General features: G+C 29.0%; 11 protein-coding genes. 2 read left to right on the forward strand and 9 right to left on the reverse strand.

Annotation, left to right across the window (positions count from 1 at the left end; translation table 11 throughout):
• Positions 1-362 precede the first annotated feature (362 nt).
• From KPL37_RS17750 to KPL37_RS17790, 9 genes are all read right to left on the reverse strand, one after another.
• A complete protein-coding gene (locus KPL37_RS17750) occupies positions 363-1,457 on the reverse strand; it encodes a DegT/DnrJ/EryC1/StrS family aminotransferase (RefSeq protein ID WP_216151418.1) in 1,095 nt (364 codons plus the stop codon).
• Positions 1,458-1,469: 12 nt separating this feature from the next.
• A complete protein-coding gene (locus KPL37_RS17755; protein ID WP_216151419.1) occupies positions 1,470-1,877 on the reverse strand; it encodes a sugar 3,4-ketoisomerase in 408 nt (135 codons plus the stop codon).
• 17 nt (positions 1,878-1,894) lie between these two features.
• Complete coding sequence (locus KPL37_RS17760; RefSeq protein ID WP_216151420.1) at positions 1,895-3,025, reverse strand: glycosyltransferase family 61 protein; 1,131 nt, start codon at positions 3,023-3,025, stop codon at positions 1,895-1,897.
• 56 nt (positions 3,026-3,081) lie between these two features.
• Entirely contained in the window at positions 3,082-3,879 is a 798-nt protein-coding gene (locus KPL37_RS17765; RefSeq protein WP_216151421.1) for an N-acetyltransferase, read from the reverse strand.
• A complete protein-coding gene (locus KPL37_RS17770) occupies positions 3,880-5,013 on the reverse strand; it encodes a glycosyltransferase family 61 protein (protein WP_216151423.1) in 1,134 nt (377 codons plus the stop codon).
• Positions 5,014-5,059: 46 nt separating this feature from the next.
• Entirely contained in the window at positions 5,060-5,845 is a 786-nt protein-coding gene (locus KPL37_RS17775; protein ID WP_216151425.1) for a glycosyltransferase, read from the reverse strand.
• Between the two features lie 16 nt (positions 5,846-5,861).
• Entirely contained in the window at positions 5,862-6,944 is a 1,083-nt protein-coding gene (locus tag KPL37_RS17780; protein ID WP_246578358.1) for a glycosyltransferase family 4 protein, read from the reverse strand.
• Positions 6,945-6,972: 28 nt separating this feature from the next.
• Positions 6,973-7,980 carry a UDP-glucose 4-epimerase GalE gene (gene galE / locus KPL37_RS17785; RefSeq protein ID WP_216151427.1) on the reverse strand — a complete coding sequence of 336 codons (1,008 nt, stop codon included), beginning with the start codon at positions 7,978-7,980 and terminating at the stop codon, positions 6,973-6,975.
• A 105-nt stretch (positions 7,981-8,085) separates the two neighbouring features.
• Entirely contained in the window at positions 8,086-9,480 is a 1,395-nt protein-coding gene (locus KPL37_RS17790) for a glycosyltransferase (protein ID WP_216151429.1), read from the reverse strand.
• 214 nt (positions 9,481-9,694) lie between these two features.
• On the opposite strand from KPL37_RS17790, the gene KPL37_RS17795 reads away from it, so the two are divergent.
• Entirely contained in the window at positions 9,695-10,768 is a 1,074-nt protein-coding gene (locus KPL37_RS17795) for a tetratricopeptide repeat-containing glycosyltransferase family 2 protein (protein ID WP_216151430.1), read from the forward strand.
• A 43-nt stretch (positions 10,769-10,811) separates the two neighbouring features.
• Positions 10,812-11,420 (forward strand): acyltransferase, encoded by a 609-nt coding sequence (locus KPL37_RS17800; protein ID WP_216151431.1) that lies wholly within the window; start codon positions 10,812-10,814, stop codon positions 11,418-11,420.
• Positions 11,421-11,569 lie beyond the last annotated feature (149 nt).

Consider the following 11,569-nt stretch of genomic DNA (forward strand, 5'->3'; position numbering starts at 1 on the left):
CTTTTTAGCCTTACGACTAAAATATTACTTTTACTAAAGTAATTGACTGGTTAAAATAAAATATTATTTCATTTCTTTACCTATTTCTCTGTTTAATTTTCAAAGACCAATGTGCCACTCGTATGTGACGACAAGTAATATTCTATCACATTAATAAAAAAGCAATTTTACCATATAGGTATTCTCGATGAATTATCTTCATATTTCTACATATATATCTATATAGTTCAATATTACGCATCGCGATACACTTGGCTAAATATTTTTAATTGTTTTTTGTTAAAATAAAAATCTAGCAATTTTACCTTGCTAGATTTAGCACCCTATTTTTATTACCATCTTTAAATAACCTTTCTAACTCTTTACCACTGATTTAAAACATCTATTACATAATTAACTTCATCCTCACTCATTCCATACCACATTGGTAAACTTAGTACCGTTGTTGAAATTTCTTCTGCTATTGGAAAATCACCCAACTTATAACCTAGATCCTTATAAGCCTTTTGAAGATGAATTGGTATTGGATAATGAATTAAAGTCCCTATTCCTTTATCTTTCAAATACTGCTTTAATTCATTTCTGCACTCCGTCCTCAACGGAAACACATGCCATACTGATTCCTTAACTAGATTTAAATCCGGAAGAATTAATTTACTATTATTTATTCTTTCAATATATAGTCTTGCGATTTTCTGTCTTTCATTATTCCATTTGTATAGATACCTTAACTTTACTATTAAAAATTCCGCTTGTATTTCATCAAGTCTTGAATTTACCCCCTTATACTCATTATGATATTTGATGTTTGAACCATAGTTTCTTAATGCTCTCACCTTTTGTGCCAAGACAATGTCACTCGTGAGAATAGCTCCGCCATCGCCTAATGCTCCTAAATTTTTCCCTGGATAAAAACTAAAACCAGCTGCATCGCCAAGACTTCCTATTTTTTCTCCCTTATATATAGCGCCATGAGCTTGCGCTGCATCTTCTATAAATTTCAGATTGTACTTTTCACATAAGACTCTCACTTTATCAACTTCTACTGGCCTACCATATAAGTGAACAGCAATAATTGCTTTTGTTCTTTTGGTAATAGCCTCTTCAATTTTATTTACATCTATATTAAATGTTTTAATATCTGGCTCTACAAGTACCACCTTGGCTCCAACATTTGAAACTGCTAAAGCTGTAGCTATATAAGTATTAGAAGGTACAATTACTTCATCACCCACACCTATATCATAGCCCCTTAAGATAAGACAAAGTGCATCTAATCCATTACCACAACTTATACAGTAATCAGTATTACAAAACTTCAAAAAATTCTTTTCAAATTTTTCTACACTTTCACCTAGAATAAACCAATTCCTATCGTATACTTTTTTAAAAGCTTCTATAATCTCATCTCTTATTTCATTATGCATTGGCTCAAAATTTATAAATGGTACCTCCACACTAATCACTCCCTAATATCTTTTGACTGCTTCTTGCATATAAAAGTCCATATTTCTTATATAATCACTTTCGTTATAGAAATCGGAGGCAAGTACTAATAGAACAGCACCTTCACTAAAATCACACATTTGTCTCCAGATATATGGTCCAATATACAGACCAACTGACGTATCATCTAATATATATTCATTCTCTTCTTTTGGGTTTTTTACTTTTATTTTTACAGAACCATTAAGACATATGAGCACTTGATGAAGTTTTCTATGTGCATGAAAACCTCTTTCAATTCCCTGAGGTACCTTTGTAATATAATATATACGTTTTATATCAAAAGGGACATCTACCATTTCCTCTATGGGTGTTAAATCACCGTATTTACTATTTATCTTCATAAATTTAAGCAATGAACAATTGTACATGTTGCCGCTCCTTAATATTAGTGGTTAAACCCTTCTAAAAATTTTCTTAAATAGTCTTCTTCTAATTCAAAACTGTCCTGATAATAAACTGTACTTGTATTATAATGAATTTTTGCGTCTAAATAATAACATTCTTGTCCTAATACACCAGCAATATTCGAATAACAGGTAAGTTTTATTTCTTTAGGTAATATACATATTATTTTTGCATTTATATTAGCAAATAGAATATTTGTAAATCCAGCGCCACTTGCACCAGCTATGAATTCAGCTTCAGAAAAAGTCTTTAATTGATCGTGAAAGGACATTTCTTCTGGGTATATTACTTCATAACCATACTCTTTAAAAATTTGTTCGATTTTATTTTGATTAGTTAATCTAATAAGACTACAATTCCTCCTAGATATAAATAATTTTTTAGTAATATTACTATTAATTGATAAGCTATCATGAAGTAGTTTCACTGCTACTTCATTAATCATATAATCATCGTATCTTATCAATACATCTTTTTTAAAATTCATAGGTGAAATAATTAGGTCAGATAAATATACTAATTTTTTAACATTATAAGAATATCCTTGTTTTAAATAAATAATTTGCCTACCATTTATGTTTAACATATCCAACTCGTCTTTGAAGGATTGAATTCTAAGGCATCTTTCATCTACTAATAATGGAGCCTTATTGTATTCTCCTATTTCGTCAATTAGACATAGTTTGGATAATGATTCTAAATTAAAATGGAAGTAATTAAAAGAAGCATTTGCTATAAGCATTATCCCTTCTTCAATTATTTCATTTGAATTATTATATCGAACTACAGTACTACTCTTATCTACAAAAAGTGCATTACCACATATTAGTTCAAATCTATTTTCATCGTCCATTAACGGCAAATCATAAATACAATTATCATTTTCATCAAAAATTATACTATTGCCACCAATTATGTTTACATTATAAAGTTCCGCTATAAAAGTCTCGGGATACTTAACATTCACATAATTATCGACTTCTGAATTATCTCTGTAATCTGGTATATAAATTTTCTGAGAATATTCGTTTTGTTTAATATAATATTTAAAATTATGAATATTACAATATTCTTTACATGAAATATTCTTTAATCTCTTTTCAATATTCATTTATTGATTCCTCCTTTTTATCATTTTTTAAAAATATTGGTAGTATTTAATTTAATTCATTTTAAATTCTCACTTTTTAACCATTGCTCATATCCGAGCTCTGACCAAGGCATCCCCCTAGAAAAAGTATATTTCCAAGGATAAATGTACTCCCCTGTCTTCTTGTTTTTTATATCTTTTATTGAAGAAGTCCTCTTTGCTGGATTTCCAACTACCAATGTTTCTTTTTCTACATTTTTACTTACAACGCTTCCTGCTCCCACTAATGAATCCTCACCTATATTTACTCCAGGCAAAATTATGCTACCTGCAGCAATTGCTGCATAAGCTTCTACAGTAACTCCTATTATAGTTTTAGACGGAGGTGTTGGATCATTAGTTAATATAACATGTGGGAAAATCCACACATAATCTTTTATTACACTTTTCTCTCCCACAAACACGTTACTATGCAAACTAACATAGTTACCTATGCTACATTCTTCTTGTACATCACACAAAGTTCCAACTCTAACGTTATTTCCTATTATCGACCCTTCTCTTATAATTACCCTATGCCCAGTTTGAAAATTATTTCCTATAGTTGTTTCACCATAAATAATTGTGTCGCTCCTAATTAATGCATTTTCTCCAATTACTAATGGATGAACCTTGTTTATTCTATCAGAATAGAAATCCATTAAATATTCTCCAAGAATACATCGGGCTCCGATATAGCTTCCTTTTTTTATATGAACATTATCTCTTAATATTACTCCGTAATCTATATAACAATTGTCTTCTATTATTACATTATCACCAATAATTACATTTTCTTTTATCATTGCACTATCTGAAATTATACAATTATTCATTCAATCACCCTCAAGTTGATTTAAAAACTTTCTTAAATATTCTTCATCTAATTTAAAACTATTCTGATAATACCTAAATGGTGTTTCATTAGAAAGCAAAGCATCTAAAAAATAACACTGTTGCCCTAGTATTCCTGCTATATTTGAAATCCACGGCCATTCTATGGCTTTTGGTTGTATACATATAATTTTTGCATTATTGTTAGCAAATAAGATATTGGTGAATCCCGCACCATATACACCCGCTATAATTTTAGCTTCAGAGAAAACCTTTAACTTCTCAGCAAAAGTCATAAGTTCTGGAAAAATCATTTCATAGCCGTTCTCTATAAAGATTTGTTCAACTATATCTTGATTTTCAAGTCTTGGGTTACCTGATGTTTTCCTAGAAATAAATACTTTTCTAAATATATTACTTTTAATTGATAAATTTTCATTTAACAATTTAATGCCTATATCATTGAAAACACAATCTTTATTTTTAAGCAAATAACCTTCTTTAATCTGAAAAGGATAAATTCCTAAATCTGAAATATATATTAATTTTTTTATGTTATAAACAGACCCTTTTTTTAAAATAATAATTTTTCTTACATTCTTATTTACCATTTCTAACTCTTCCAGAAATTGCGGTGTATTAATACAAATTTCATCTATTAATATTGGAACATTACTGTATTCATTTATTCCATTAATAAAACATAATTTAGATAACACTTCTGTATGAAAATGAGAAAAATTATAAGAACAAACTCCTATAAGCATTATTCCTTCATCAATAATTTCAATTGGTCCAGCGTAGTTAACACAAGTAATATTTTTATCTACATATGTTGTGTTATAACATATTAAATCATATTTATTTTCATCATCATTAAATGGTACATCATATATACCATAATTATTATCATCAAAAATTATATAATTTTCACCAATTATATTTACATTATTTAATTCAGCTATATAAATTTCAGGGTACTTAATATTTATATAATTATTACCTTTAGAATTTCCCATGTAATCTGGTGGGTAGATTTTCTGATAATCTTCCTTTTGTTGCAACGAATATTTAAAATTAAAAATATTACAGTATTCTTTACATGAAATAGTTTTTAATATTTTTTCAATGCTCACAAATTAATCTCCCCTTTTAGATCTAAACTGTCTAATATATTTCTTTCTACTTGTAGATGACATCCTTGATTGTATTCACATAAGGTAATATTTCCTTTTCTTTAACTAAAGCTAAATCATCATTATAAATTTTATTATTCTTATCATCTCTATTAAATGAGATACCTCCCTTTCTATATTTAACAATGTACCGTGGTAAAAAACCAATACTGCATCCATTTCTTGCCAAATATAGCCATCTTGGATAATCCTCTAGCAGCTTATATTCCTCATCATACATACCATATCTATCTATAAGTTCTCTTTTGTAAGACATACCAGGCGCAGGTATAAAATTACCAGCACACAAAAGTCTATAACAATCAATAGGATTCCCATAGATATGTTTAATATATTGCCATGTAGGCGTTGTTAATAAGCATTCCTTTAATTGTTCATCATACTGAGCTACATATCCGGCTAATATGAGATAATTTGATTCTAAAAAATATTTTACAATATTACTTATAACCTCAACATCAAAGAGTAAATCATCACAAGCAAGGTTAATAAAATAATTACCAGTAGCTAAACTAATTGCCTTATTTAAATTCTTAACTGTTCCCAAATTGCATGAATTTTGGTTTATTATATAATTAACTATATTTTCTTTTTTATTTTCTATTATAAATTGTTCTATTTCTTCTCTCTTAAAGTCACTAGAAAAGTCATCGCTTATAATAATTTCAATATGCTGATAATTCTGCTCTAAAATCGAACTTAGACATTCTTTCATATATCTTAAATTATTATAAGATAGTACCAGTACACTTACTAGATTGCTATTATCCATAAATCAATCTCCTATCTTATTCATTATTTTCGTTTAAGAAACATTCTATCTTTTCACAAAGTTTTATCCATTCAAAATTCTCTTTTGTATAAATTTGAATATCCCTGCACACTGTTTCTAATCTTGCTTCATTTAAACAAACTGTTATCAGTTCATTTGCAAGAGCAACATGATCATTTATAGGAAACACACTTCCATATTTTTTGTCGTCTGTTATATCCCATGCAGGATCTATATCTGACGAAATTATATAGCAACCTTTGTTAGCAGCTTCTCCAAATACATTTGGAAATCCCTCACACCTTGAAGTAAGACAGAAAACTTTTGCCTTTTTATATTCTTCCTCAATTAACTTTCTATCGTTAATTCTTCCAGTGAAAATAATTTGATCTTTTAATTCTGGATTAGTCTCTATAAAATTATCAATATATGCTTGAAAATATGGTTCTATACTCCCTATAAGTTTTAACTTCCAGTTTTTTAGCTTTGGGGACGCTAATTTAAATGCTTCAAGCAAAACTTCTGTAGCTTTTTCATATGTTCCCAATCTTCCTACCGTAATAATTGTATTTTCTTTCTCTTTGTATTCTATATTTCTTGTAATGCCAGCGTTATAATACCCATTTGGTATATATTCAACTTTTACTGGCCAATTTTCATGAAGTGTTTTTTTAAGGTTTTTACATTCTACAGAAATAAGAGTACACTCACTCAACAATTTAGTAGTATCCTCACCCAATACTATTCTTCTTAACCAATGAACATTTAAATCAAGTTTCAAATAAATTTTTCCTATTGGATTAATTGATTTATATTTTTCTATCATTTTTAAATTATAATCATAAAATCCTATAAGCAAGAGGACATCTGTATTCTCCAAAACATTACTAACTGCAGCATCATCAACTGCATATTTCATTGTGATATTTTCCTTTGTTACTTCATCATAATTTTCTTGATTCTTATTACATAAAATACAACTATTATAATTTAAATGTTTACTAAATATCATAGTAATTATGCCCAAATCTTTACATAATTCCACATCTACAAAACTGGGCCAATATAAGGTAAAGTTTTTTCTCATTTTAATTATCATTCCTTTCTCTAAACTTTCACTCTAAGCTTTAATATCCATTTGGATTGTTAACTTGAAAACGCCAAGCATCAATACACATATCTTGAATATTTTTTTGTGCACTCCACTTTAAAATAGTTTTTGCTTTTATAGGGTTTGCATAACACTTCGCTATATCTCCCAATCTAGGCGCTGTTATTACATATGGTATTTTTTTATTTGTAGCCTTTTCAAAGTTTTTAACTAGATCTAAAACACTATATCCCACTCCAGTTCCAAGATTATAAGGCTCGATACCACTAGTTTTCATTATCTTTTCTAAAGCGCTTAAATGTCCCTTAGCAAGGTCTACAACATGTATATAGTCTCTAACTCCTGTCCCATCATGTGTAGCATAATTACCACCAAATATATTTAATTTATCTCTTTTACCTACTGCAACCTGGGTTATAAATGGCATCAAATTATTTGGTATACCATTTGGGTCTTCACCTATTCTTCCACTTTGATGAGCACCTATAGGATTAAAATATCTTAATATAGCTATACTCCACTCCTTATCTGATGAATACATATCTTGAAGTATTGTTTCTATCATTAACTTAGTTCTACCATAAGGATTAGTAGCACTTAGAGGAAAGTATTCACTAATAGGAACGCTCTTTGGCATTCCATATACAGTTGCAGAGGAACTAAAAACTAATCTTTTAACATTGTGTTTTTTCATTTCGGTGCAAAGTATAAGTGTCCCTGTAATATTATTATGATAATAAAGTATCGGTGTTTTTATAGATTCCCCTACAGCCTTAAATCCAGCGAAATGTATAACAGCTTCTATATTGTTTTCAGAAAAAATCTTTTCTAAAATAGCTTTATCTAAAATATCTGACTCATAAAATTTCAAGTGTTTTCCTGTTATTTCTTCAACTCTCCTTAATGATTCTGGTTTACTATTAGAAAAATTGTCTACAACTATAACATCATATCCTGAATTTAATAGTTCCACACAAGTATGACTTCCAATGTAACCTGCTCCTCCTGTTACTAATATTTCCATATATGATTTTCTCCCTTTTAAATTATAATTTTCATACAATTTATCATATGGAAAATCGGAAGTAATAGTTCCTAGTCATATAATTCATCTATCAATTGAGTCACACTATAAACTTTTCTGAAACTTAGCCACATATTCATAAGATAAGAAATATCCTTTCATCCGAGGTCCAACAATTCTACAAATATCATCTAATAACTTATCATCTTCTGGTGCTAATTCATTGTAATAATGAAATACAAATGGATTAGTATATCCACACTCGTCAAATATTTTGTATATATCTGTTAAGGTAAAAAAATTATTATTACTTCTATCTATAATTGGATTTTTATCATACATAAAACTTCCACTTAATAAACCTTTTATAACTGAGTGATGCATTACGTTTGGAATAGTTGCAATTACATATCCACCAGGCTTTAAAAATTTTTTTACTTCATTTAATAGTTTAAAGGGGTCTTTACTTTGTTGTAGTCTATTTCCAAGAATTATATAGTCAAAAAAATTTATTTTATCTTTTTCAAACTTCATTTTATAATTTCCTTCAAAATCCTCTGTCATTATTTCTAAAATTTTCTCACCTAGCTTTGCTATCTTAGGGTTTGTCTCTATACCATATATCTTAGAATTAGGGTACTTATATTTTAATTTAAGTAGCGTTGCCCCAAGTCCACAATCAAATTCAAGCATAGTAAATTCATTTTCTTTTGGCTCATTTATACGCTCTATTATGTCAAATTTTACTGTACTACTTACGTTAGAATTAAAACCCCACTTATCTTCAAGTTTTTTACGATTTATAGCTAGAATATTACTAAATTTAGTATAATCTTTTTTAAAAGATGAACTACCAAAGTGGTGTATGAAACTATCATTACACATCATCATCTTGTATCCTGCTTCTATAATTCTCATGCTTAAATCATCATCTTCAAAATTTCCAGGCGAAAACCTTTCATCCATAATGCCAATTTTATTGAGAACATCCCTTCTTATAAGCATGCAGAATGCAACAAGTCTAACTTTTTCTTCCCATTTATTTGGGTTTGAAATGTTGTTAGCTTCTGCAAATGGAATCATATCTTTAACATCAATATAAGGCACACTTATCGCCTGATAATTAGAACAATTGTTAGTTATAGATGCAACTCCTCCAATTTTATCATCACTATATATACATGTTTTAAGGTTATCAAGCCACCTTGGAGTAACTACAGTATCATTATTTAAAAATAAAATATCATTTTCTTTACCTGCAGCTGCCATCCCAATATTACATCCCTTTGGGAATCCTACATTTTCGTCATTTAAAATAGTTCTAATATCTTTCTGCTCATTAAGCCACTGTCTTGTTCCATCTGTAGAATTATTGTCTACAACGATTATTTCATAAGTGTTTTCTTTTGTATATTTTCTTATACTATCGATACAAATGTGGTTGTAAGCAAGATTATTGTAAGTTAGAATTATTATTGAAGTTTTTCTATTTTCAATCATTCCTTATCCCATCCTCTAACACTTAGTGCTACAAATTATGCTCCAATTACATAATATTCTTAGCATTAAAAAATGTACCTCTTCTATTCCTTAATACATTTTTATGTTTTTAAAAAATGTATTATGTTTGACATTTTTCTTTTTATTTATAAATATGTTTCCTATTTTAAACCATAGCATATTATATAGTGTAGATTTTTTTTAGGAGGTTTATATGGTAACTATTAGTTTATGTATGATTGTAAAAAATGAGGAAGATGTTTTAGGTAGGTGTCTTGAATGTGTTAAGGATATTGTTGATGAAATAATAATAGTAGATACTGGCTCAGCCGATAAAACAAAAAAAATTGCTTTAGAGTATACAGACAAAGTATTTGATTTTAAGTGGATTGACGATTTTTCTGCAGCTAGAAATTACTCTTATTCTAAAGCAACAATGGATTTTATCCTCTGGCTAGATGCAGACGATGTGATTTTGGACGAAGATATAAAAAAATTCAAACAACTTAAGAAGGACTTAACTCTAGATGTGGATCATGTAATGCTTATGTATAACGTAGGCTTTGATGCAAATGGAACAGTTACACTATCATATTTTAGAGAACGCTTATCAAAACGAACAAATAATTCTAAATGGTCGGAACCTGTTCATGAATGCCTAATAATGGGAGGCAATATTAAAAACCTAGATGTTTGCATAACACATAGAAAAGAACATGCAGCTGTACCCGGTAGAAATATATCCATCTATAAAAAATTATTATCAGATGGAAAAGCTCTGAGTCCAAGGGGACTTTTCTATTATTCAAGGGAATTATTTCAAAATGGCTTTATTGAAGACGCTATAAAATATTTCAATGAATTTTTAGACACGAAAAAAGGCTGGGTAGAAGATAATATAAGTTCCTGCTTTGATCTTTCTAAGTGTTATAACATTGTAGGCGATAAAGAAAATATGCTTAAAATATTACTTAAAAGCTTTGAATATGATACTCCAAGAGCTGAGATATGCTGTAATATAGGAACTTATTATTTTGAGTTTGGAGATTATAATAAGGCTGTTGTCTGGTATAAAATTGCATCAGAGCTCACTAAGCCAGTTAATGGCTGGGGCTTTATATCGCATGATTTCTGGGGTTATATACCCAATATTCAACTCTCTGTTTGCTACGACAGATTAGGTAATAGAGATGAATCAATTAAATATAATGATAAAGCTGCGCAGTTTAAGCCTAACTCTACCGCAGTAATCGCAAATAAAGAATATTATAAAAGAACTGCTATATAACTTATAATTTTATAAATACATTCAAATATGGGGGCAAAATTTTATGGGAGAACCTGCAATAATTAGTAATAGTCCACTTTCAAAATTATTTTATGGTTTTGGAAGCAATTCTATAATTCTAGAAGATTATAAAATAAGTAATTTTAGTTATACTCTTGTCGGCACTGGAACCTTTATAAAAGATAATTGTTGGCTTAACATTTGTTCATATGAGAATAATAGTGCACCTAAAATTGTTATAGAAGATGGATGTCAAATAGGAAGTCGGTTTACAATTTCAATAGCTAACAAAGGCACTATTGAAAAAAACGTTATAATTGCACCTAATGTATATATATCAGACTGTAGTCATAATTATGAGAGTTTAGGTATTCCAATTATGCATCAAGGAATAACTTCAATAACAAATGAAATAGTAATTGGAGAGGGTTCATGGATAGGTGTAAATGCATCCATTGTCGGTGATGTCCATATTGGACGTGGATGCGTAATTGCTGCGAACAGTTTTGTTACAAAAAGCATCCCCGATTACTGCATTGCTGCTGGAAGTCCTGCTACAGTAATTAAAATGTATGATACTATTACTGGTAAATGGATAAGAACTCGAAGTGATACTGACGTAAAAAAAGTATTAGAGAATAGAGATATCTAAAGGAAATATTTTATATTAATTCACTAAAAAAAGCTTACCAGGGCCTGTAAATAATTTTGTGTAAACAGAATAAAATGTACTCTTTCTTGGCAATAATTGAGATAAGTAATTATCAAAGATTGTAAGGAGGAGTATTTTTATGTCCAACA

It is taken from the genome of Clostridium frigoris (assembly GCF_018861865.1).
Lineage (GTDB): Bacteria > Bacillota > Clostridia > Clostridiales > Clostridiaceae > Clostridium_AD > Clostridium_AD frigoris.

What these genes read in the sequence shown, in the direction of transcription:
- KPL37_RS17755 (WP_216151419.1), bottom strand. Translation starts at nt 1,877, where the DNA reads ATGTACAATTGTTCATTGCTTAAATTTATGAAGATAAATAGTAAATAC.
- KPL37_RS17760 (WP_216151420.1), bottom strand. Translation starts at nt 3,025, where the DNA reads ATGAATATTGAAAAGAGATTAAAGAATATTTCATGTAAAGAATATTGT.
- KPL37_RS17765 (WP_216151421.1), bottom strand. Translation starts at nt 3,879, where the DNA reads ATGAATAATTGTATAATTTCAGATAGTGCAATGATAAAAGAAAATGTA.
- KPL37_RS17775 (WP_216151425.1), bottom strand. Translation starts at nt 5,845, where the DNA reads ATGGATAATAGCAATCTAGTAAGTGTACTGGTACTATCTTATAATAAT.
- KPL37_RS17780 (WP_246578358.1), bottom strand. Translation starts at nt 6,944, where the DNA reads ATGATAATTAAAATGAGAAAAAACTTTACCTTATATTGGCCCAGTTTT.
- galE (WP_216151427.1), bottom strand. Translation starts at nt 7,980, where the DNA reads ATGGAAATATTAGTAACAGGAGGAGCAGGTTACATTGGAAGTCATACT.
- KPL37_RS17790 (WP_216151429.1), bottom strand. Translation starts at nt 9,480, where the DNA reads ATGATTGAAAATAGAAAAACTTCAATAATAATTCTAACTTACAATAAT.
- KPL37_RS17795 (WP_216151430.1), top strand. Translation starts at nt 9,695, where the DNA reads ATGGTAACTATTAGTTTATGTATGATTGTAAAAAATGAGGAAGATGTT.
- KPL37_RS17800 (WP_216151431.1), top strand. Translation starts at nt 10,812, where the DNA reads ATGGGAGAACCTGCAATAATTAGTAATAGTCCACTTTCAAAATTATTT.